Genomic DNA, 23795 nt, shown 5'->3' on the forward strand with positions numbered 1-23795 from the left:
AATGATGAGTCCTGACAAGAGACAAAAAATAATAATAGCAGCGTTTGTAGCAGGGGTTTTGATCATCGGCTATCTTTACAGCCATTTTAAAACCAAAGATAACACTCAGCCCGTGCCTGCGCCTGTGGTGTATTTCGAACATCCCAAATCCATGAAAATTGGAGATTATGTTAGCCAGACTGGCAACACAGTTGCGTTTAATTCAGTTAATCTGGTTGCACGGGTTGAAGGCTATCTTGACGCAATTAAATTCGTTGATGGCTCCTTTGTCAAAAAGGGAACAGATTTGTTTATTATCGAGCCTCAACCCTATCTCGATAAAGTCGATGAAGCGAAAGCAAGCCTTGAGGCACAAAAGGCGGCTTATGCATTTGCGGTTGCAGAATATGAGCGTCAGCAGCAGATGTATAAGGAAAATGCCACTTCCTTAAAGAACGTTGAAAAATGGGGTGCCAGACGTGATCAGACCAAGGCGGAGGTCGCCAAGGCAGAGGCTAATCTTAATTCAGCAGAAATAAATTACAGCTATACACATGTGAAAGCACCTTTTGATGGACGAATAGGGCGTCACCTCATTGACGTAGGAAATCTGGTCGGTCATGGAGAAGCTACTGAGCTGGCAACAATTGAACAAATTGATCCAATTTATGTTTATATCAATTTAAACGAACTTGATTTGATCAAATTGCGCGAAGCTGCTAAGGCCAGAGGAGTCAATGCGGCTAACATCAATACCGTACCCGTTTATGTGCGTATGCAAAATGAAACCGGTTTTCCTCATGAAGGAAAGCTTGATTTTGTCAACACCGGCTTAAATGCATCCACAGGTACAATGCAATTTCGAGCCTTGCTTCCTAATAAAAACTACCCTCTGGTGCCCGGATTGTTTGTGCAAGTACGAATTCCTGTTAAAAAACCATCTCCGCAGCTGACAGTACCTGATACTGCCGTGCAATATGATCAAATCGGAGCGTATCTGCTTGTTGTGGATCAGGAGAATCTCGTGCAAATGGCAAGAGTGGAGATTGGTGCTCTTGAAGAGGGGAACCGCGCCATCCTCAAAGGGATTAATGCCCAGGATAAAATTATTGTAACGGGCACCCAATTCGCAACACCTGGAAATAAAGTGGATCCAAGAATACAACGTTCTGACAATACGTCATTAGTACAGAGTATTCACTAAATGTATTGCTATTTCTGGCCAAGGCTGGAGTGATAGAATTTAAGTGAGAAAAAACAGAAATGATTTCGAAATTTTTCATTGAACGTCCAGTATTGGCCAACGTGATAGCGCTTCTGATTGTATTTATTGGATTAGTCGCTATTGTGGTTTTGCCAGTGGCCCAATACCCCGCAATCGTCCCGCCTACGATTCAGGTTACAACCACTTATCCTGGTGCCGATGCAAAAACACTGATTAATACGGTAGCCCTGCCCATTGAACAGCAGGTTAATGGCGTTGAAAACATGCTTTATATGCAGTCCACAAGCACTAACAGTGGGACATATAATCTTATTGTTACCTTTTCAATTGGAACTGATTTAAATTTTGCGCAGGTCCTGGTGCAGAATCGGGTGCAGGCGGCAATGGCGCAATTGCCGATGGACGTCCAAAAACAAGGTGTTCTTGTTCAGCAAAAATCAACAGCGATTTTGCAGTTTATTACTTTGACTTCTGAAAATGATGAATACGACGGCCTCTTTCTCGATAGCTATGCCACAATCAATATGCAGAATGAACTGGCCCGCTTACCGGGAGTGGGTAATGTCATTATCTTCGGTTCGGGTAGTTATGCAATGCGTGTCTGGCTGGATCCACAGAAAATGATGGCTTTTTCACTGAATCCCAGCGATGTATTGAATGCTATCAATTACCAGAATAAAGACGTATCCGCCGGGCAGGTGGCGGCGCCGCCGGTAGCTGGCAAAGAATCCTATCAGTTTACTGTCAATGTGCCTGGCCAGCTCAGTGACCCGGATGAGTTTGCCAATATCATCATTAAAACAGTCGATACACAGCCGGATGAAAATGGGAATGCCAGCAGCTCGGCCCAGGTTGTCAGAATACGCGATGTGGGCCGGGTAGAGCTGGGATCTTCAACATACAGCCAGCTTGCCAAGCTCAATGGTAAACCCGCTGCGGCAATTGGAATCTTTCAGCTTCCGGGTGCCAATGCGCTTGATGTAGCCAAGGAGGTCCGTGCCACGGTTGCCAAAATGGCAAAAAAATTCCCACCAGGCCTGCAATATTCCATCCCGTTTGATACCACTGTTTTCGTAGAAGCCTCAATCGATGAAGTTTATAAAACGCTTTTCGAAGCCGGTATTCTGGTATTAATCGTTATTGTTGTTTTTCTGCAAAATTTTCGCGCCTCACTGGTTCCAGCGACGACAGTACCCGTGACGATTATCGGCACTTTTTTTGGCATGATGTTGCTAGGTTATACTATCAATCTGCTGACACTGTTCGCAATTGTCTTAGCAATTGGTATTGTGGTGGACGATGCAATCGTTATTGTGGAAGGCGTAACGCAGCATATTGAGCGAGGGCTAAGCCCTAAAGAAGCGTCTATCGTGGCAATGAAGGAATTGTTTGGGCCGATCATTGGTATCACCCTGGTTCTCATGGCCGTTTTTGTTCCTGCCGGCTTCATGCCGGGATTAACAGGATCCATGTACGCCCAATTTGCTTTGGTAATCGCAGTGACTGCATTGATTAGCGCGATCAACGCGATGACTTTAAAGCCAACACAATGCGCCTTGTGGTTGAGGCCAATTGATCCCAACAAAACCAAAAATGTTTTTTTCAGAGCCTTTGACCGTATTTATAACCCCATCGAAGAACGCTATTGCCGGTTTATGGATCGGCTCGTCCATCACAGTAAAACGGTTTGTCTGATTGGCGCTTTACTAGTCGCTGCAGCAATTTTTGGATTAACCCGTATACCGACAGGATTTATCCCTATTGAGGATCAGGGCTATCTGGTGCTGAGCGTTCTACTCCCTGATGGTGCAAGCCTGGGGCGGACCGATGAAGTATTGGACAGGTTAAGCACCGAAATATCCAAAATTGGGGGAATCGCTAATGTAATCGGTATCGATGGAATTTCTTTATTGGATAACAATGCCAATCTTGCCAATTCCGGGGTTTTATATGTCATGTTTAAAGACTGGAGTGTCAGGGGGAAAGACGAGGATTTACTGGCCCTATATACCAAATTAAGTGATATTGCCAAAAAAACCAGGGATGCCAAGGTACTGGTAGTGGTTCCGCCGCCTATTCAGGGTTTGGGTTTATCAGGAGGTTTTCAAATGCAGGTGGAACTGCAGGACGGTAGTTTTGATTATCAGAAACTGCAAAGCGTAACAGATAATCTGATTGACCGCGGAAATCATGATCCTGTCCTGCAAAATCTCATGACCTCATTCCGGGCTAATGTACCCCAGGTTGCGGCACCAATCAATCGTACAAAGGCAGAGTCGCTGGGTGTTACAGTAGGGGACGCATTTGGTACATTACAAACCTATCTCGGGTCAAGTTATGTCAATCTCTTTACCAAATATGGACAGGTATTTCCGGTTTATGTGCAGGCTGAAGCCGCCTCCAGGGGGCAGATTGATGATTTGCGCAATTACTATGTCAGAAACAAACAAGGGGATATGGTGCCTTTGGGAACACTGACGGATATTGATAGGGCGGTGGGGCCGGGTATTATTTCACTGTATAACCTCTATCCCTCCAGTAGCATCAACGGCATGGCGGCGCGCGGGTTTAGTTCGGGGCAAGGGATCCAGTCGATGGAGGAAATGGCTAAGAAACTACTGCCGGCCGGTTTATCCTATGAGTGGACCAGTACTGCCTATCAGGAAAAAATTGCAGGCAATCTGAGTTATATTATTTTCGCCATGTCTCTGGTGCTGGTTTATCTTATTCTCGCAGGACAATATGAAAACTGGCTGACGCCCTCGGCTATTATCTTCAGTGTTCCGCTCACGCTGATTGGTACGGTGATTGCCTTAACCGTGTTAGGCCTGGCCAATAATATGTACACCCAAATCGGTTTGCTGTTATTAATTGCGCTGGCGGCTAAAAATGCCATTCTGATTGTGGAGGTTGCACATGAACAAAGGCATATTCATGGGAAGTCAATAATTGATTCAGCTGTTATCGGTGCGAGAACCCGCTTTCGTCCTATTCTCATGACTTCTTTTGCATTCATTATGGGCGTTATGCCCCTGGTGTTTGCCAGTGGGGCGGGTGCCAATGCCAGACGCTCTATTGGTATCGCTGTAAGCAGCGGGATGCTTGCTTCAACTTGCCTGGCTGTGGTTTTTGTTCCAGTTTTTTATGTGCTATTACAAACCTGGCAGGAAAAACGACAGGCAAGAAAGCACCCAGCCATTATTGCAAACGAAGTGCAGCAACCCAGTACAACGCCATAAAAACGCTTCGATCTGGATTGCTTCGCCAAGGCTCGCAAAGACGGTTGGCAGAAGGTTTTCTTTCGATCAAAGCTTCTGTATTATGAATAAGTTGACTGTCTATCAGTTCAACAAATTTCTCACAGGATTAACACGGAGTTTTACATGTATAGACCACATGGGCATCAACCACAAACGAATACCGGGCATGTAGTACCGCACGGACAAGTCCCCTCTTCGGGGAATGTGATCTCACACAGCCATGTTCCGCCTCACAGTCATCACCAGGGACACAGCCATAGTCACAGCCACAACCATAGTCATCCTACTCCAAAAGTATATACTACTGGCGGTTATGGGTCTGTCAGCACAATGTTCGGAGGATGCCCCCATCAAACGCCGCCTCACGTCCATGGTCATGACGATCATTATCAGCCGCATTCGCATCACTCACATCCCTGAGACTCCAGCCCTGGTCAGCCTCACGCTTACCAGGGCTATGAACAATCACCGAGTCGCAGCAATTATCAAAGATAAGATATAAGAACAATAAATTAGAATTAACAGGCCGCCGTGCCACCGGGTAATTGTTTTTTTATGGCGCATGTTAAACCAGAACAGCAGTAAGGTTGTTAACAACATTACTGGCATATCGCGCCAGATTATGGCATGGCTGATTGCAGAGGGATGGATAATACCCGGAAAGATCAGAACGGATAACAGATTAAATAGGTTTGAACCTAATATATTGCCAATTGCGATATCATCAGCTCCCTTAAAGGCGGCAACCAGGGAGGTGGCCAGTTCAGGAAGGCTACTGCCAAGCGCAACAATACTTAAGCCAATAATCAGGTCACTCATGCCCAGGGCATGTGCAAACTGAGTGCAGCTGCTGATTAACAAATTGGCGCTGAAGGGCAGTATAATTAATCCAAGCAAAAACAGGGCGATATGATGTTTAATGCTATGCTGACGTAAACTGGCGCGCCAGAATTCATCGGTCATATGACGCTGTGGAGATGACTCCCGGGCTGATATAATTAAATAGGCGGTAAAGATTAAACAAACAATTAATGCCAGGCAACTATCGAGAATACCCAGGTATCCATCCAGCATCAGGGAATATGCAAATAGCATCACAATGAATAATAAGGGGAATTCTCTCTTGAGAAAGCTCGATTGTGCATTCAAAGGTCTCAGCAAGGCAATTATCCCCAATACTAATCCAATATTTGCAATGTTAGAGCCGATTGCATTCCCCACAGCCAGATCGACATAGCCATCCAGTGATGCTGTCACAGCAATTACAATTTCAGGGGCGGAGGTTCCCAGGGCTACCAGGGAGAAACCAATCAAAAGGGGAGACAACTTGTAATAATGGGCAATGCCTGCTGCACCGACCACCAGATGATTGGCAGACCAGAGCAGGGCTATAAAACTAATGAGCAATAGAAAGAAATGATACATATCCCAGACTCAAAAAAATTAATCTATTGATGATACGTTAATTGGCAGGCAAGACAATAGTTGCTGGCATATTTGTCTATTGTGGGGCGTAAGGCTCCCGCATCCGCAAGTCCTAATAATATTCTAATTGTGCATATAGTTTTCAATTGGCCGCCTTTATGGTAGAATAGCCTCGCTAAATAATTTTAATAATTAACCAGGGTAGGTATCGAAACTCTGGGATCTATATCCAGGTGCGATTATGTTTTCCAATCAATATCGCGTATTAAGCGATGCAAAATTCAGGCGGTTTACATTAAGTTGTATGCTGGCTATGTTCGGTAATGGTTTAACTTATATCATTATGGTCTGGGCATTGATGCGCTTTGATACGTCTGTCGTGTCGACTTCTATACTAATGGCGTGTTTCTGGTTGCCGAATGTTTTGCTGGGTCCTTTCTTTGGTGTTTTGGCAGATCGCTGGAATCGAAAAAACCTCTTATTGATTGCAAACGGTTCTCGCGCCCTTGTTCTTTTTGGCTTTGCCTATCTGGCAAATAATCACATAACGCCCACTGCCATTTACATCCTCGCGACACTTATCGGAACGCTGTTGGCTGTCTACATTCCTGTGGCTATGAGTTTTGTAAGGGAGCTGGTTTCAGAGGATGATTTGCTATCCGGTAATGCAATGGTTGATATTGCCTACGAATTGGGGGCGGTTGCTGGAATGGGCGGTGCTGGTTTCATTCTAGCAACGGCATCCTTTGCTGGATGCTTTGCGATCAATGCCGTTTGCTATGTTGTTGCCACCTTGCTGCTGTTTGGGATCCCTTTTGTTAAAAAGGTGAATAAAGAAGAGATAAGACCTTCTTTTTTTACGCAATTTATAGAAGGGGGCCGATATATTCTTGCTCGCCGAAGACTGCTCTTGCTTTACGTAACACAGGGATTGTTTTTCGTATGTTATATGACAGCTCCAGTATTACTAGCGCCTTATGCGAAAACGGTTTTAAACAGTAACGTGACACAGTTTGGTTGGCTTGAGGCGATGCTTTCCCTTGGAATAATTCTGGGCGGTTTCTTTAATCCATGGCTGGCCTCTGCTTTTTCAATGTTCAAAGTGATAGTGGTTGAGATTCTTGCAGGAATCCTTGGCTTTTATTTGTTTAGCCACACAACGAATATTCATCTGGCAATTTTTTATCATTTCCTGATAGGGCTATCATTCTCTTCCTGGGCATTGTTAACCACCCTGGCACAGGAAATGACTGCACTGGATTATCAGGGGCGTGTCCAATCCCTGTTCAACAGCCTCTCCGGTGTAGTGATTGTGATGTTTTACTATTTACTGGCCAAATGGAAGGATATTCCGGTTCAGAAATTGTATTCAGGAGAAATAGCCCTGCTTTTAGTTGCACTGATACTTTTGGGATTGGCGATATATGGAAAATCCAAGGCTGCAAAAACACTGGAGCCTGCCGAGGAAGAACTTTCTTTTGAATAAACACTATCGGGGTTTTCCTTCGAAAAAATGTTTTAAAATATCACTCACTGGCTTGGCTAACCCCAGTTGGCCAAGCTCTTCTCCCTTATACCAGCCCCCCTGCTTTTCCGAGGCAAAATTAGCTATAGTTCCCGTGGCTACCGCAAGTGCCTGAATCTTTAAATGATAATGGCTAAAACTGTGTTTAATTTCGAGAAGGGGCTCGATTTGTTGGCAGTCTATAAAATAGTGGTCCTGGAGATAGCTTGCCGGATCAACATTTTCGTCGATTACCGGCAAACACCAAAGTCCGCCCCAAATGCCATGAGCCGGTCTTTTCTCCAGGTAAATCTGGCCTTTTGTATTGTGAAGCAATAGAAACTGTTCGAGTTTGGTTGGCAGACTCTTTTTAGGTTTTTTCTCCGGGAAGTTCTTAACCTGATCGTTGAGATAAGCTTTACAGCTGGCACTCAAAGGGCAGCCACTGCAGTTTGGATTTTTCGTGGTACAGCAGGTTGCCCCCAAATCCATAATCGCCTGCGTATAGTCAGCACAGCGATAGGAGGGCATACATAGATTGGCATGATGCCAGAATTGCTTCTTCCCGGCCGACTGTTCTGGCCAACCAGAAAGCATAAAATAACGGGCAAGAACGCGCTTGACATTACCATCCAGTATTGCTTCCGGCAAATTGAAGGCCTGGGATAAAATCGCCGCAGAGGTCGATTGACCGAGACCGGGCAGCGCCATCAGTGTCTCAAGTGTCTGGGGAAATTCCCCGGAAAATTCCAGGGCGATAATTTGTGCACAGCGATACAAATTGCGCGCACGGCTGTAATAACCGAGCCCTGCCCACAATGCCATAACCTCATCTTCGGCTGCCATGGCCAAATCAGCCACTGTGGGGAAGCGCTCAATAAAGCGCAGAAAATAGGGGATAACGGTCTTAACCTGCGTTTGCTGCAACATAATTTCCGAAATCCATACCCTGTACGCTGAGCGTGGATGCTGCCACGGCAGATCCTTGCGTCCAAATTGATCAAACCAGGCTAGAAGCGGTTGGGTGAATTGGTGTTCCAGTAACGATTTATCCATAATCTTTAGTGTTTAAAAATAGATATAAATTGTGCTTTTAATTTCTTTACTGGTTGGGCAACAGAATTAATAAGCCAGAATTTGCCAAGTTTTGCATTGATCTTTTTCAGATCTGGTATGACCTGAGGTTGTGTCAATGTTCCATGTACCAGTAAAGGGAAGTTCCCCCCAAGCATTTGCTGAACCTCCTCAAGTTTGCCATTGCCTGCCAAAACAGTTGTCAAAAGCTCGGCTGATAAGGAGTAGTCTGAGAGGTTTAATTTCCCATTGCCTTTTAATTGAAGTTTATCAGTCTGCAAAACGACTGAATTAGTATGCAGATCATTGTCACTAAGCTTGTATTGCATCGAAAGCAGTTTAAAGCGGGTATGCCCCTTGTTTCGGGCTAGATCTGCAAATTCCCTGAAATCAAGCATCTTTTTCAAATCGTCTGCCGGCATAGAAAATAACTGGTCAACTTTTTTACTCACTTCATCAATAACCTGATTCAAATTGACCGTATCAATCCTGCCGTCCTTTATCATAATGCTGCCTTCAGCCTGTGTATACTTTACATCCCTGAAATCACCCTCTGCATGCAAGGAAAAATCGAGTTTGCCTCTGATTAATTGCTTGCCGAGTAAATCATCGAGTAGTTTTTGCGAGTCAAGTCCAGCGGCGGTTTGGTTTAACTTCAATTGGCGGTTTTCAAAATTATAATCCAGATCGCCAACCGATTCTCCTTTATAAAGGCTAATGGTTAAGGGGCTGATGTTAAAGCGTTTTCGTTTCAGAGACGCACCGCCCTGAATGCGGTTGATAGCAAGCTTGCCCATCAGAATATCTTGCAACTGCAATTGCCCGTCAATAGCGAGCGATTGCCAGTTGCTCAGTGGATCACTTAAAAAAAGCGGAGAAAACCGGGTCTTTCCTCTGAATTGTATTTGAGCCTTGGTTTTGCTGTTACCTGAATTAATGAGGCTCATCGCTGATTTAAACTGGATTGGAATGCTTAAGTCCTGGAAATTTAGTTCTTCAGTACCGATTTGGATATTGGAAAAAGTCAGTACGTTGTCCTGATTATGGATCCTAACCAATCCCTTGCTAAGCAGGAAGCGATTAATGGCAAAATGATTCTCCAGGACTGGGGCAGAGACGCTATCCGTTGATTTTGAAGGTTTGGGCAGGGTGGTTAATGAGGGCTGGGAATAGATATCGGCGCTGAACCCATCTACTTTAAATTCACTGAATACTAATGCACCTCTTAATAAAGGAGTTATTCTCAGGTTGAGTATGAGGTTGTCCAGCTTTGCATTAAAATCAGGCTGAGTGCCGTCACCAATTTCCAGCTTTGAAATTTTGATACCGGGCTGAGGGAGTAATTGCCAGCCGATATCGCCTTTAATCACTGTCTTCTTATGGGTCATAACCGATAACTGGCTGCTTACGTATGTGCGGATATTATCGGTGCTCATTGCCTTGCCAAGCAGCCAGAGGGATATAAGCAGGGCTGTGGTAAGCCCGAGAAGACTAAGCGTTAGCTTCTTAAGGAAATTCATAAAAAAGGTCATGCTGTAAAAATTGGAAGCATAGCGATTCAAATACTGCTGTCAAGAATTATTCAATAAAAAAAACTCAAATCAAGCGTGGAAATAAGCTTGATCTTAAATTTTTCCAAAGGTAATCTGATAGTCTTCCCCATGAAAAATGGAAGGAAATAGACGTTGATTTTGCTTTAGGGAAGTACTCAGGATGAGTTCGAATAAATCAAGGAGAGCGTCATGCGGCCAAGCGAATGGGAAGTTGTTATTTTAAAGCCCAGCAAACTTTTTTTGTCTTTTTTAGCTTCACAGTTACCAGAAGTAGACTTACCTTCATTAAAACAGTTGCAAACTGATAACACCGCTTATGTCATTAAGAAGCAAAAAGATGACGAAGCGACACTGGATGAAATCGAACGCCATTTTACCTTTATGTTTCGGCATGAAATCAGCCGCTGGTTAGGCCAGGATGCGCGTAATGAAATTGAAGGCAGTTTTCTCGATTTTTTATGCTGTTTTAAATTCGAACTGCATTCGCAAATTGTCCTTATGGAAGAGAGTATGGAAAAAGGGCAATCTTTGTTGAGAGTTAAGCCGCGCTCTGTGCTGCTTAAGTGGATGCGTTCTGCGGTTGATGAGCAAAGTGAGCTGATTGAAGTTCTCGAACATATCAATCTTTCACAATTAGCCGAAAATGCTACTGTTATTGTGAAAAATTTCAATAACTTAAATGAAATAAAGCCCTTTCTGAAACAATATTACCGGCCCATCTTCGAGGCAGAAATGCTGCGGATGTGTGAGAACTCTGATCAATGGCCAGAAGTCGACTCATTTGAGGAATTCAACCGGTATTTTATGGTAAATGTCCATTCGCAACTGGTGCATTTGTATTAAGGAGAAGCTGTTATGGAACCAATAACTATAGCCATTATCTGTGCAACAGTATTTGGTGTCGTATCCGGCCTTGCTGCATTTATCAGACAGCTTATTCTCAGTCGCGACAAGAAACTAAATGACAAGGCGCAAAAAAAGGCATTAAACCAGGAGGCGCGAGAGCTTGAAAAGCTCCGTAACCAAATGGTTGATTTCAAACGCCTTGATTCACACTATCAGATGCTGGGTAACAACAAAGATGCCATTCAGTATCTTGATCAGAAAATTGAAGAAATTTTGAAAAGAAAGTACGAATTGATTGAGCGTTATGCCCAAATAACCACGAAAGAATCAGCAGAAATCGTTGCTGGAAATTATTCGGAAGAACGAAAGGAACTTTGCAACAAGCTAAAAGCTGAAATTGATAGTGAACTGGCGTTTTATGACAGTGAGCTGCAGCAATTGCAAAAGAGACGCGCAACGCTCTGGGATTCTCATTCGGAACTACAGCATAACCTGGTAGATCAGGAAAAGCTTAGAAACGAACATCTGGATAATTTGTATCAACAACATACCAGTGTTTTAGAAAAGGTGTATATAAGACATATTGAAAACACAGAGACAATAGCCAAAGACAGCATTGATGCAGGCACTCAGACATTCAAATCCTTGTTTGCATCACCTATTCAATACCTTATGAACTTATTTAAACCCTCCACCGGACTTACTGCGGGGCAGGCGCAAAAAGAAGCTGCGGCCAGGGACGCCGTGTCTGATGTTGAAGACAGTATTAACGACCCGGGAAAAGATTCGTCATTTAAAGTGCAATTCAAGCCTGGATTCAGAAAGGTTGAACTCACTTGACGGCATATAGCCGATAGCAGTACTAGAGAGGAACCCTGGCTTCAACCTGCCGAATCCCCGCGGCGCAGGCATCGAATCCCCGCGGCATAAGACTATCGAATCCCCGCGGCGTCGACCGCGGGGCCCACACGAAGCTATTTAGAATATCAGTCTTGCCAACTAAGGAGCATGTTTAAAAAGACCTGTTTCTGACTGCCTTTTCAATCGTTATTTCCGGCAACATGGCAACTCAGGGAGCATATTCCACAACAGGCATGGGCCCCGCGGTCGATGCCGCGGGGATTCGGCTGCATTGTGTAGATAGCTGTGGGTCGATGCCGCGGGGATTCGATAGTCTTATGCCACGGGGAGCGCTAGCTTCCACTTCAACAAATGCCAGATATTAGCCCAACTGTTCCGCTAATTGATCACCATTATGGATTTTTATTTATCAATTTTCATTTGTCAATTGATGGTAAATTATGCATAATCCAATACATCAAGTAAAAAGGAATCAACCAATGACATATATCAAAAGGAATGAGCAGGGAGAAATATGTGCTTTATTTGATAAGTTTATGCCCGGATTGGAGGAAGTAAGTTTTGATAATCCAGATGTGATCGCCTTTTTAAATCGATGTGAAGGAGATCATAAATTCAGGTTGATTCAGTCCGATCTGCAGCTTATTCGTGTGCTGGAAGATTTAATAGAGCTTCTGATAAGTAAAAATATCATTTCAATCACAGATTTCCCCCAACCGGTCATCAACAAGTTGTTGGCAAGACAAGGAATTCGTAAAAAAATTTCTGGTGCAATTGGTATGGAGTTTGAAGATGAAAGTTAAAGTATTACTCGCAGCAGCTGTGCTTGGTTTGAGTATTTCTCAGGTGAACGCAGCTAATATTGATGAGTTGTTGCCCAATGAAAAAAATACAGTGGAAATTTTTCAGAAATTTTCGCCCAAAGTTGTTTACGTACATCGCTTAACCACGGTGGTGAACCACTCTTTTGAACGAAGCAACGTGCCTGCTGGCGCCGGCTCAGGAATTATATGGGATAATCAAGGTCATATTGTCACTAACTTTCATGTTGTCAATGGCGCTGATGGATTAAGGGTCAGCCTCGGGAAAATGACTGTTCCAGCCAGAGTAGTGGGAGTGGAGCCCCGCAAAGATATTGCCGTGTTGAAAATTACCTCTCCTCAAGCCCTCGAATATTTGAAAAGTTTTGAATCGTTTCAGTTAGCACATAGCAATGACTTGTTAGTCGGACAAAAAGTCATGGCTATTGGCAACCCTTTTGGCCTGGACCACAGCCTTACTGTCGGTGTTATTTCCGCATTGGGCCGGCAAGTCCCTGGTGCCGGAGGAGTCAATATTCGTAATATGATTCAGACTGACGCCTCCATTAACCCTGGAAACTCAGGTGGGCCATTGCTGGACAGTAAGGGACGTTTGCTAGGGATGAATACCGCGATTTATTCCAACTCAGGTTCTTCTGCTGGGATTGGTTTTGCAGTTCCTGCTGATGATATTGAGCGTATAGTCCCCCAGCTGATTAAAAATGGCAGGGTAATGCTTTCCGGTATCGGTATTCAGCGCGTAGAACCCAATGTGGCTTCCCGCTTGGGTATCACTAACGGTATTTTGATTGGCGATATATTACCGCGCACGCCCGCAGATACAGTCGGCTTGAAGGCTACTTATCGTGATCATCTGGGACGTGTTGTCCTTGGGGATGTGATTGTGGCATTAAACGGTCATCCTGTTAAAGACTATGATGCTTTATATCAGTTATTGATCGATATCAAAGTAGGCGAGCCGATTACCCTGACAGTGAATCGCCATGGTAAAAATCTTAATTTCAAGATGAAAACAATTGATATTGCTGCTTACTAAATAGCTTAGCGTCTTTGCGAACGGATGAACGCAATCCAGAAACTGTGCCGAAACAGAGCCCCGATCTGGATTGCTTTGCCTTTGGCTCGCAATGACGGGCATCGTCTTTGCGAACGGAGTGAAGCAATCCAGAAATTGCGTCTAAAATGACGAAGTCAATATTAAGCACCGTACTCCTGACGATAGGCTTCAAGCGTTTCAAGCTCTTTAGTCATTTCTTTTTGCTTTAAATAATCCACCAAATCATGGAAATTAATAATGGAAAGCACATTTATCCCCTGCGCTTTTATTTCCTGAAGCGTAGAGACATCGCCCTTACCACGCTCGCAGCGATCCAGCGCAATGATAACAGTGCTAAGTCGACCGCCGTTTGCATTAATCAATGCCTGAGACTCCCGAAAGGCGGTGCCTGCGGTAATCACATCGTCAATCATTACCACCGGCCCAGAAAGCGGGGCGCCGATTAATTGCCCGCCTTCTCCATGATCCTTGGCTTCCTTGCGGTTAAAAGTGACCGTTGCATTGATATTCCTTTCGGCCAGGGCGATTGCTGTTGCTGTTGCAAGAGGAAGCCCTTTATAGGCCGGGCCAAATAACTGGCGGCAATCTGCTTTTTCTTCGATCAGCCTGTTGGCATAAAACTGGCCCAGCGTTTGAAGCGTGCTGCCATGGTAGAAAAGGCCGGCATTAAAGAAGTAGGGGCTGAGTCTGCCGGATTTTAGAGTGAAACTGCCAAATTTCAATACACCGCAATCCAGGGCAAATTCAATGAACCGTTCTTTGCTAAATCTATTTAGTGTGTTCAAAAAAAAATCTCCACGAATGTTTTTATAAAAAATCCTTAACAATCAATAAAAAGCTGTTATGCTAGAACAGGCCTTTAGCTTTAATATCATGAAGTATTTTAGCGCAAATGGCTCATACAGGATATTTATTCTAAGCTTTAAATGTGGTATGTCTATTAAAACAGACATGATATGACAGAAGGGGATTGTGATGTCGCAAAGAGAAAGTGGAACTGTAAAATGGTTCAATGAGAAAAAAGGATTTGGCTTTATTGTTAACCAGAATGGTGACGACATATTTGTCCATTATAAAGATATACAGGGTGCAGGATTCAAAACGCTTCATGAAAATGATGCAGTCACCTTCGTTCTTGATAAAGGACCAAAAGGATTGAAAGCTCAAGACGTGGTAGTCATTTCTGAATAAATTATCCCTGGTAACAAGGATAGTTCAGTATACCAGCTAAGCCGTTGCTCAGAGAGTCAATAACTACCTCTCCCGAGACGTTTTGCATTGATAAATCAGTATACCTGAAAGACAATGCAGTCTCTCTGTGCACTCCTGTTTATTTATTTCTTGACCAATATCTGCAGCACTCGTTATTATCAGCATTTATAGTAACTTCAAGACTATTTTACCTCCATTGTAGTGGATTGTGGCTCTTGCATTACCAACAATCTCCTGAATACCCCAATTAACGAGAGGAGAGATTGCATGGACTCCGAAAAACGAGTAGCAGTAATCACCGGTGCAGCCAGCGGAATCGGATTAGCGGTAACTGAAAAATGCCTGGCCGAGGGAATGAATGTGGTTATGGCAGATATATCAGTGACTAGTTTATGCGACAAGGTTGAACAACTAACCGCTAACTACGATTCTGATGTACTGGGTGTCGTCTGCGACGTCAGTCGTCCGGAAAGTCTGAGACATCTTGCCAGGCAAACCATCGAGAAGTTCAATCGAGTCGATTGGTTATTCAATAATGCGGGCATCAGCGGGCACTTAGCCCCTTTATGGGAGTTGACCAATGAACATCTCCGTAAAGTAATGGACATCAATCTGTTTGGGATCATACATGGCACCCAGGCGTTTTTGCCATTCATGTTTAAGCAGACTCATCGCTCGCATATTATCAACATGGCAAGTCTTTATGGTTTATGCAGCGGTTCGCAAATGACCGCCTATGCAATGTCAAAGCATGCCATTGTTGCTTTGTCGGAATCATTGCATTTTGATCTGCAACGGCTTTCAAAACCGGTTGATGTGTCTGTTGTCTGCCCTTCATTCGCAAATACCCAGCTGCTTAGTAATTCCTCGCCGCTTCATAATAACAGATTTCATGACATGCTTAGCGAGTTAATCGCCAGAAGCCGGCCAGCAGAGGATGTTGCTGAACATATCGTTAAAGAAGTAAAAAATAATGTGTTTTATATCTTGCCCGATCGAGAAGTCAAAGAATATTGCGAGCAGCGCACTCAGGCGATCCTGGAGCAAACGCCTCCGCATCAGCATAGCCTAGAAAAAATTGTGTCTTCTTTAAGCCGAAGGGCTGCGGCGGTTGAGTAGTAGTAAAACACGAATCCCGTGAGGATTCGTGTTTCAGCGTTGACGCGCTGTGTTTTGTTTTTCTCTAATGAGGCGTGGGGGAGTTATCTCCTTCTTTATCAGGCTCTTTATTTATAACTCCACGGTGCTTGGATAATAAACTAGCTTCTCTCGCCGTTGTAGTCATGCCTGTGGGTTTCGTACTGGCTTTAAAAAACGAGTGGTGGGTGATTGAACTCGAGCTTGAAGTTGATTTCGGGGGAGCAGGCATTAATGGATCGAGAGCGGTTACATCATAATCATCTGAATCAGAGTTAAGTTCTGGATTTGGGGTAACTCCAGGCAAACTGGACGCTTTGCCCAATACAGTAGGTGTCGCCGCTTGAGGCTGGGTGGGAAAAGATTTTGCTTTTTGCGCATACTTGGACATTCCCATTTCCGTATCCCGTTCTTTTCCTTTTTCGGGATCTTTCTCTTTACCCTTACCAACAACCATCTGCGCCAAACTACCCATACGTTCCATAAAACTTTCTTTTTTACTTGAAGTGGCCGATATTTCATTTACCTTTTGGGGTCGCGGCTCTGCAACGCTCCCTATATCTCCTGGACGATAATGATCAATGCAATTCACTTCACTGCAATTAAAGTTGGCAACATAAGCCTGCTCATAATTAGAAATAGGGCGGCAATCCGGCGTTATTAAGTCTGTGCCGGATTGGACAGTTTTAACTATAGTTACTGCGGCCATATTTTTAACTTCCGCTTTGTAATCAATATTCAGATTTCCTGTTCCCTCTAATGGGGTATAATAATGAATCACTTTCGCAATGGGGGTCCCGTCGGGATTCAGGCTGCCCTCATAACGAATTAAATGAAGTCTGATATTGGAAGGTATTAAACCAGGGTACATTTTTAAGTAGGCATGTAATGCGTCAAGGATTTGCGCTTTATCATCCAGTATAAAAAAGTCATGTTTTTCACCATTATCATCAGGAAATCTTTGCGCGAAATCAAACATTTGCGCAAAGGCAATAATAAGCTTTAAGCGATCATGCATCCATTCAGGCGCTTTAAAATTGTTTTCTCGGGCTGCCTTTACTTTGTTTGCATCATAATCATTGGCTGCATCCAGAAAACCAAGGATCACCTTCAGTGAGCTGCCATAGGGACTATTTGTGAAAATATCAGACATTAGCATAAAGCTTGGCGTAGCACCAATATGCTGGCTGAACAACCGATAATAATGAAAGCCTGAACCCGATTTGTTGATATTGCTATTGGTCATATCGTCACTTAGGGATTGTCTGTTACTGAACAAGTATGTGTCGGTCGATGCGTAAAGATGTTTATTACCATTAAAAAGTGTGATAACTGGCTGGTTCGATGCAATAAATTCCTGATTGAGCTTATCTAGATAATTTACTCGTGCAGCGACTAGCTGTTTTAATTGTTCGACACCTAGCTTGTCTTCATCCTTTCCCTCCGGATTAATACTCTTCACTTGCTCTGCGAGTGCATTTTGCAAGTGGGTAGTTTCTGGTTCAACGCCTTGAATTCTGCGATAAAAAGCAGGATTCAGTAAACAGTTATCTAAATCAACAGCAATCGCGCGTCTTCTAGGCATAATCGGTTCTCGCAAGCCATGTTGTTGCTTACATTAAAGCACAAACTGACTAAAATGTCATCAAGGTGTCTAGTTTGTACGTGCATTATAAACGGCTTATGAAAAAAGTGACACCCTTGTTTGCAGGGTTTCTAAGCTTGTTTCTTTCTCTGGATTGAAGTGAACATAATTTATAAACTATTCACAAAATATTTGCTGGAATGCTAATTTAAAAGTATTCAGGTTTGACATCCCCACTGTTTGTGATTAACTTAGCGGCTTTATATTTAAATTGAATAAATAGAATGAGATGGCGTGAATTATTAGCAAAAAGAAGTTTTCTTCCTCTCTTTGTCACTCAGTTCTGTGGTGCATTGAATGATAATGTTTTCAAGTTGTCCATGTTAACCCTTATCAGTTATCATTTAAGTACCTCTCAAAATCAATCGGAACATTTTCAGGCATTAGCCGGCGCCTTATTTACGATTCCTTTTTTCCTTTTTTCTGCTACGGCCGGGCAACTGGCTGATCGATACGATAAAGCCCTGATTTCACGCGTGGTAAAATTACTGGAAATTGTTTTAATGATTCTTGGCAGTGTTGCCCTTTATCGCGGCAGCATTATTTTGCTGATGCTGACATTGACTGGCATGGGAATTCACTCCACTTTTTTTGGCCCAATCAAGTATGCAATTCTTCCTGATCACTTGCCCAAAAACCAGCTGCTTGATGCAACGGCACTCATTGAGGCCAGTACTTTTCTTGCGATTTTATTGGGTACAACACTGGGTGCTTTGTCGATAGGCAATACCAGTTCAAAGGTTCATTTTGCAGTATTTTTAATCAACATTACAGCGATTATTGGTTTTCTATTTAGCCTGTTTATTCCCAGGGCGCCTGCTTGTACAGCCAGCTTCAAGGTTGACTGGAACGTATGGCGGGCTACCAAAAACATGCTCCGGGATGTTATTCATAATGCCAAAGTCTTGCCTGCTATATTAGCTATTTCCTGGTTTTGGTTGATAGGGGCGGTTATTTTAACGAAGCTGCCGGATTATACGCACTATACTTTACGGGCTGACACCACCGTTTTTGCACTTTTCCTGACCTTGTTTTCGATTGGTATTGCGCTGGGGTCAATGGCTATCAGCCGATTTCTTGCAGGTAAAATTACAATACAGTTTGTTCCATTGACTATGCTGCTCATGACATTGTTTGCAGCCGATCTTTATTGGGCCACCCCAGCATTAAGCAGCCAATTACCCCTGCAAACCCTGATACAATTTATGCTAAAAATCCAAAACTGGCGCATCATCTGTGATTTTTTCTTTTTCTCAGTGTGTGGTGGTTTATTTGTGGTGCCGCTATACACCTATTTGCAGATTTCCTGTGATGAAGGACAAAGAGCGCGCACTATTGCTGCAAATAATATTTTTGGCGCTTTATCCATGGTCATTGGCAGTTTGCTCATCATGGTGTTATTGCAATTTAATATTAATATTGCGTCAATATTTATTATCCTGGCTGTTTTGAATGCCCTGGTAGCAGCGGCGTTTTGGGCTACATTGATTTATAGTAATAGAAAGTTAGGCCTGCAAGCCGGATGAAAGGAGGAGCCTTGATTACGGCTCTGGGCGCAATCGAGGCTGCCTCTTAAATAGGCTTATTTTCCCGTCAACCAATCTCTCGCTGGCAAATAATTACTGTATAATTCCGCCTCCGCAGTGCCTGGTTCAGGTTCCCAGTCATACTGCCACCGCACCTCTGGCGGCAAGGACATTAAAATGGATTCAGTACGTCCTCCCGATTGGAGCCCAAAGAGGGTGCCCCGGTCATAGACCAGATTAAATTCCACATAGCGTCCCCGGCGATAGAGCTGAAAATCTTTTTCCTTTCGCGTATAACTCTGGTTTTTTCGCGCTTCTACGATAGGAAGATAGGCTTTCAAAAAATGATTGCCAATGCTTTGCACTAATTCAAAACTCTTGGAAAACCCCAGTGAATTAAAATCATCAAAAAAGAGACCGCCGATCCCTCGGGCTTCCTGGCGATGCTTCAGGAAAAAGTACTCATCGCAATTTTTTTTAAAGGCAGGGTAGATCTCGGAGCCAAATGGATCACAGGCATCTTTGGCCGTCTGATGCCAGTGGATGCAATCCTCTTTGAAAGGATAATAGGGGGTTAAGTCAAAGCCGCCTCCGAACCACCATACTGTTTCGTTATGCGGGTTCCTGGCTAGAAAATAACGCAGGTTTGCATGTGTTGTCGGTATGTAGGGGTTGCCAGGGTGAATAACAAGCGATACACCCAGGGCATCAAAGTTGCAGCCTGCCAGTTCCGGACGTTGGGCAGTCGCCGAGGGAGGCAGCTGACCTCCATAAACATGGGAAAAGTTGACGCCAGCTTTCTCAAAAAGGGCGCCGTCCTGCAAGACTTGCGTGATGCCTCCGCCTCCCTTGGGCTTTTGCCATTCATCCCTGATAAAAAGAGCTTTGCCGTCAATTTGTTCCAATGCACTGCAAATACCCTGCTGTAGCACAATCAGATAGTTTTTTACAAGTTCAATACTGTTGGAAGGAAGTTCGTGTGGGTTCATTATGCGCCCCTCTGCTGCTCAACTCAATCTGGCACATTAATTGCTTTGGCTTTTACAACTAATGAAGGAGTTGCTATGGTTGATTTGGATACTTATTTAGGCATACATTCCAAAGCCCTGCTGGTTAGAGAGCAGCGTGCTGCCCAGTTAGCTGCGAATCTCTCCAATATCGATACCCCTAATTACAAGGCAAAAGATATTGACTTTAAAAGTGCTCTGGAAAATGCCATGGGCTCTTCGCCCGCACAAATGGTAACTGACCATTCAGCGCATATCAACGTTTCCAATCATTTTTCAGCACAATTAAAATTTCGGGAGCCCAACCAGATTTCACTGGATGGTAACACCGTTGATAAAGATCTGGAAACCATGGAGTTTGCAAAAAATGCACTGTCCTATCAGGCGTCCCTGTCTTTCCTCGGCGGCAAAATTAAAAGCATGATTATGGCATTCAGAGGTGAATAATGTCTTTAGGTAGAATATTTGATATTGCCAGCTCGGGATTGGCTGCTGAAACAACCCGGATGACTACCAGCGCCAGTAATATGAATAATGCAAATGTTACTGCCAGTAATCCTGATGACACTTATCGCGCCCAATATCCTGTATTCAGCACTGTACAGGAGCAGGCAGGGGGCTTACTGAATCCAGGCATCAGGCCGGGTGTGAAGGTTTCTGGAATCTATGAAAGTGAAACCCCGCCGGTAATGCGCTATGAGCCAAATAATCCACTAGCAGACAAGGATGGCTTTGTATATGCGCCCAATATCAGTTATGTTGAAGAGATGGCTAATTTGATTTCAGCTTCACGCGCTTATCAAATGAATTTGGAAATGATCAATACCACCAAACAATTAATGCAAAGAACCCTGCAATTAGGTGAATAGTAAGGACAAAATTATGTCGATGGACCAACTGAATGGTGTCAATTCGATAGGCAGTAATATGAATAATCCGGGCAATAGTTTGGGACAAAAGGATTTTCTCAAACTGATGGTTGCCCAATTTAAAAACCAGGATCCCACCAGCCCTAAAACGAATGGGGACTTCCTGGCACAGCTTGCTCAATTCAGTACAAATGACGGGATAGGAAAAATGCAGGAATCAATACAACAATTGGCCAATTCCTTACAATCCAATCAGGCGTTGCAAGCTTCATCCCTGGTAGGTCGAAAAGTTTTGGTGAATAGTAATATCGTCAAATTATCGACAGAAGGGGAGTCAAAAATTTCAGTTGATCTCCCTGCTCCGGTAGGCAAAATGGTGGCATCAATTTATTCGGCAAGCGGTGAGTTGATCAGGCAGATTCCGTTGGGACAACACGGCGTTGGCTTGTTCGATTTCAGCTGGGATGGTATGAACCAGCAGGGCGAGCGCGTTGCAGCGGGCGATTATGCAATCCAGGTGAATGGTATTTTTGACGGTAAGGAAGTCGCTTTAAGAACAATGACTGCTGCTAATGTGGATAGCGTGAGTCTGGGGCAAAATGGTGAAGGAGTTAAACTCAATGTGGCCGGATTAGGCTCTGTAACTCTGGATCAGGTAAAACAAATTACTGCCTGACAGGTAGGATACAGAAAACAATGCAGGAGGCGAATCATGGTGTTTGGGACAGCGATAAGTGGAATCCAGGCTGCTTCAAAAGACTTGGAGGTGACAGGTAACAATATTGCCAATGCCTCCACGTATGGATTTAAAAGCTCACGTGCAGAATTTGCGGATGTCTATTCCACAGGGTCTTTTGGCGGCGGACGCTATGCAATTGGTAATGGCGTAAGGCTCGGACGTGTGCAGCAGATGTTTGGTCAGGGGCAATTTGTATTTAGCAATAATAGTCTGGATCTGGCAATTAACGGTTCAGGCTTTTTCGTTTTAAATGATCAGGGTTCTAGAGTCTATACAAGGGCGGGTGCATTTGGTGTTAATAATGAAGGTTATATTGTAAACAGCTCCAACCAGCGTCTGGTTGGATATACTGCGGACAACAATGGAAATATTACGACACTATCTGGAGATTTAAAGGTAGAGACTGCCAACATCAATCCTCAGGCTACCTCAGTGGTAACCTCTGGGTTTAATCTGTATGCAAATGCCACACCGCCTGCTGTCGATTGGTCCGGTGGAAGTAATCCTGCGACGGATACCTATAATAATGTCGCATCATCCACTGTTTATGACAGTTTAGGCAACTCGCATGTGCTGTCGATGTATTTCATCCGCGCCAATGCGGATGCAGTTGCAGGCGATCCCAATGCGGCTTCGCCAGCGGGAACGGCTAATCAATGGTATATTGCCTTCCAGATTGATAATCAGAATGTGCCTGCCAATGTCGGTCCTCACAACGCTGATAATTTATTCCGGGTAAATTTTAATTCAGATGGTTCATTTTCTGGTGTTACAGACACGTCCAATACGCCGCTGGCTAATAATTTTATCTCATTAGGCCTTGCATTAAATAATGGTGCAAACCCCTTAAGTTTTAATATTGATTTATCGGATACTACCCGGTTTGGCAGCCCATTTGCGGTGCAGGAGAATGTGCAGGATGGATATACAACCGGCAGGTTGGACGGCCTTGACATCGATGAGGCTGGTATTGTGTACGGACGATATACCAACGGGCAATCGCGTGCCATGGGGCAGGTGCAGTTAGCCAATTTTGCAAATCCGGATGGTCTGCAAAATCTTGGGGATACCAACTGGGCAGAAACATCCGGCTCAGGACAGCCGCTTATTGGGGCACCGGGGACGGCCAGTTTAGGCTTGATTCAGTCGGGGGCTCTTGAAAATTCGAATGTGGATTTAACCAGTGAACTGGTTAACCTGATTACCGCCCAGCGTAATTTTCAGGCTAATGCACAAACGATTCGTACCGCTGATGCGCTGGCGCAAACCATTATCAATATTCGTTAAATGGAGTAGAAATGGATCCGCTTCTTTACAATGCAATGAATGGTGCCATTCATACCATGGATCGCCAGACTTTAATCGGTAACAACCTTGCTAATGCTAATACCCCCGGTTTCAAGGCTGATATGGCCCAGGCTAACAGTCTCTACTTTAATAAGGAAACTCTGAAAGGCGGTGCACTGGTAGTGGCCGATGTCAATGCCAGTGATTTTACACCGGGGCCTTTAATGACCACCGGACGGGATCTGGACGTTGCGGTGCAGGGTGAGGGTTGGTTTGCGGTGCAGGACAGTTCAGGAAAAGAAGCTTACACCCGTGCCGGCAGCTTCAAGATCAATGAGAATGGGATGCTGACCACATCTCATGGGTTGCCCGTTCTGGGTGATGGCGGTCCGATATCGATTCCGCCTGCCCAGAGCATCGAAATTGGCAGTGACGGCACCATCACGATTGTTCCACTGGATGGAAAACCGGATGAATTGGCTGTCCTTGACCGCTTAAAGCTGGTAAAGGTTAAAAATGAGGAACTTATCAAGGGCGGGGATGGTCTGATGCGGCTTCAAAAGGGTGGTATTGCCCCTGCTGATGCTGATATCATGGTGGTTCCGGGCACTTTGGAAGGCAGCAATATTAATCCGGTCAACGAAATGGTTAATATGATTGCAGTTGGCAGAGAATTTGATGCGGAAATGCAGATAATTCAGACAGTCAATGAGAACTCCCAGAAATTGGCGCAGATTTTGCAAATTTAGTCCGGGATAAGTGAACAGG

21 protein-coding genes are annotated in these 23795 nt (G+C 44.2%); 15 read left to right on the forward strand and 6 right to left on the reverse strand.

Annotated features, from left to right (window positions below):
• The first annotated feature begins 4 nt into the window (after nt 1-4).
• Entirely contained in the window at nt 5-1183 is a 1179-nt protein-coding gene (locus tag DYH42_RS06130; protein WP_083503070.1) for an efflux RND transporter periplasmic adaptor subunit, read from the forward strand.
• Between the two features lie 59 nt (nt 1184-1242).
• Nucleotides 1243-4443, forward strand: a complete 3201-nt coding sequence (locus tag DYH42_RS06135; RefSeq protein ID WP_058522806.1) for an efflux RND transporter permease subunit — start codon at nt 1243-1245, stop codon at nt 4441-4443.
• Nucleotides 4444-4929: 486 nt separating this feature from the next.
• Here the strand turns inward: DYH42_RS06135 and DYH42_RS06145 are convergent, their stop codons facing one another.
• Nucleotides 4930-5889 carry a calcium/sodium antiporter gene (locus DYH42_RS06145; RefSeq protein WP_058522808.1) on the reverse strand — a complete coding sequence of 320 codons (960 nt, stop codon included), beginning with the start codon at nt 5887-5889 and terminating at the stop codon, nt 4930-4932.
• A gap of 241 nt (nt 5890-6130) precedes the next feature.
• Here DYH42_RS06145 and DYH42_RS06150 point away from each other — a divergent pair, with 241 nt between their 5' ends.
• Nucleotides 6131-7375, forward strand: coding sequence for an MFS transporter (locus DYH42_RS06150; RefSeq protein ID WP_058522809.1), 1245 nt, complete (start codon nt 6131-6133; stop codon nt 7373-7375).
• Between the two features lie 3 nt (nt 7376-7378).
• Here DYH42_RS06150 and mutY read toward each other — a convergent pair whose 3' ends face one another.
• A complete protein-coding gene (gene mutY, locus DYH42_RS06155; protein WP_058522810.1) occupies nt 7379-8449 on the reverse strand; it encodes an A/G-specific adenine glycosylase in 1071 nt (356 codons plus the stop codon).
• 5 nt (nt 8450-8454) lie between these two features.
• Nucleotides 8455-9987 (reverse strand): AsmA family protein, encoded by a 1533-nt coding sequence (locus DYH42_RS06160; protein ID WP_162263083.1) that lies wholly within the window; start codon nt 9985-9987, stop codon nt 8455-8457.
• 222 nt (nt 9988-10209) lie between these two features.
• Between DYH42_RS06160 and DYH42_RS06165 the strand changes: the two genes are divergently transcribed.
• The 4 genes from DYH42_RS06165 (at nt 10210) to DYH42_RS06180 (ending at nt 13584) form a co-directional block, all read left to right on the forward strand.
• Nucleotides 10210-10863, forward strand: a complete 654-nt coding sequence (locus tag DYH42_RS06165; RefSeq protein ID WP_058522812.1) for a hypothetical protein — start codon at nt 10210-10212, stop codon at nt 10861-10863.
• A gap of 12 nt (nt 10864-10875) precedes the next feature.
• The gene (locus DYH42_RS06170) at nt 10876-11706 is read left to right on the forward strand and encodes a hypothetical protein (protein ID WP_058522813.1); all 831 of its coding nucleotides are present in this window, start codon (nt 10876-10878) and stop codon (nt 11704-11706) included.
• A gap of 500 nt (nt 11707-12206) precedes the next feature.
• Nucleotides 12207-12530 (forward strand): hypothetical protein, encoded by a 324-nt coding sequence (locus DYH42_RS06175; protein ID WP_058522814.1) that lies wholly within the window; start codon nt 12207-12209, stop codon nt 12528-12530.
• Entirely contained in the window at nt 12520-13584 is a 1065-nt protein-coding gene (locus tag DYH42_RS06180; RefSeq protein WP_058522815.1) for a S1C family serine protease, read from the forward strand. The genes DYH42_RS06175 and DYH42_RS06180 overlap by 11 nt, the downstream gene beginning before the upstream one ends.
• A 161-nt stretch (nt 13585-13745) precedes the next feature.
• On the opposite strand, the gene pyrE is transcribed toward DYH42_RS06180, so the two are convergent.
• Nucleotides 13746-14390 carry an orotate phosphoribosyltransferase gene (pyrE, locus tag DYH42_RS06185; RefSeq protein ID WP_058522816.1) on the reverse strand — a complete coding sequence of 215 codons (645 nt, stop codon included), beginning with the start codon at nt 14388-14390 and terminating at the stop codon, nt 13746-13748.
• 190 nt (nt 14391-14580) lie between these two features.
• Here pyrE and DYH42_RS06190 point away from each other — a divergent pair, with 190 nt between their 5' ends.
• Together DYH42_RS06190 and DYH42_RS06195 are read left to right on the forward strand one after the other, a co-directional pair.
• On the forward strand, nt 14581-14796 hold the full coding sequence (locus DYH42_RS06190) for a cold-shock protein (protein WP_058522817.1): 216 nt from the start codon (nt 14581-14583) through the stop codon (nt 14794-14796).
• Between the two features lie 288 nt (nt 14797-15084).
• The gene (locus DYH42_RS06195; RefSeq protein WP_058522818.1) at nt 15085-15936 is read left to right on the forward strand and encodes an SDR family oxidoreductase; all 852 of its coding nucleotides are present in this window, start codon (nt 15085-15087) and stop codon (nt 15934-15936) included.
• A gap of 64 nt (nt 15937-16000) precedes the next feature.
• Here DYH42_RS06195 and DYH42_RS06200 read toward each other — a convergent pair whose 3' ends face one another.
• A complete protein-coding gene (locus DYH42_RS06200; RefSeq protein ID WP_058522819.1) occupies nt 16001-17539 on the reverse strand; it encodes a hypothetical protein in 1539 nt (512 codons plus the stop codon).
• Between the two features lie 284 nt (nt 17540-17823).
• On the opposite strand from DYH42_RS06200, the gene DYH42_RS06205 reads away from it, so the two are divergent.
• Nucleotides 17824-19125 (forward strand): MFS transporter, encoded by a 1302-nt coding sequence (locus DYH42_RS06205; RefSeq protein WP_058522820.1) that lies wholly within the window; start codon nt 17824-17826, stop codon nt 19123-19125.
• 56 nt (nt 19126-19181) lie between these two features.
• On the opposite strand, the gene hemF is transcribed toward DYH42_RS06205, so the two are convergent.
• Nucleotides 19182-20114 (reverse strand): oxygen-dependent coproporphyrinogen oxidase, encoded by a 933-nt coding sequence (gene hemF / locus DYH42_RS06210; RefSeq protein ID WP_172464986.1) that lies wholly within the window; start codon nt 20112-20114, stop codon nt 19182-19184.
• Between the two features lie 75 nt (nt 20115-20189).
• Between hemF and flgB the strand changes: the two genes are divergently transcribed.
• The 5 genes from flgB to flgF are packed head-to-tail and all read left to right on the forward strand — an operon-like array spanning nt 20190 to nt 23776.
• Nucleotides 20190-20579, forward strand: coding sequence for a flagellar basal body rod protein FlgB (gene flgB / locus DYH42_RS06215; RefSeq protein ID WP_058522822.1), 390 nt, complete (start codon nt 20190-20192; stop codon nt 20577-20579).
• The gene (flgC, locus tag DYH42_RS06220) at nt 20579-21001 is read left to right on the forward strand and encodes a flagellar basal body rod protein FlgC (protein ID WP_058522823.1); all 423 of its coding nucleotides are present in this window, start codon (nt 20579-20581) and stop codon (nt 20999-21001) included. Before flgB ends, flgC begins: the two co-directional genes overlap by 1 nt.
• 13 nt (nt 21002-21014) lie before the next feature.
• Nucleotides 21015-21677 (forward strand): flagellar hook assembly protein FlgD, encoded by a 663-nt coding sequence (locus tag DYH42_RS06225; RefSeq protein WP_058522824.1) that lies wholly within the window; start codon nt 21015-21017, stop codon nt 21675-21677.
• Between the two features lie 36 nt (nt 21678-21713).
• The gene (flgE, locus tag DYH42_RS06230; RefSeq protein WP_058522825.1) at nt 21714-23027 is read left to right on the forward strand and encodes a flagellar hook protein FlgE; all 1314 of its coding nucleotides are present in this window, start codon (nt 21714-21716) and stop codon (nt 23025-23027) included.
• A gap of 11 nt (nt 23028-23038) precedes the next feature.
• Complete coding sequence (flgF, locus tag DYH42_RS06235; RefSeq protein ID WP_058522826.1) at nt 23039-23776, forward strand: flagellar basal-body rod protein FlgF; 738 nt, start codon at nt 23039-23041, stop codon at nt 23774-23776.
• Nucleotides 23777-23795 lie beyond the last annotated feature (19 nt).

The sequence above is a fragment of the Legionella birminghamensis genome, assembly GCF_900452515.1.
GTDB classification, from domain to species: Bacteria; Pseudomonadota; Gammaproteobacteria; order Legionellales; family Legionellaceae; genus Legionella_C; species Legionella_C birminghamensis.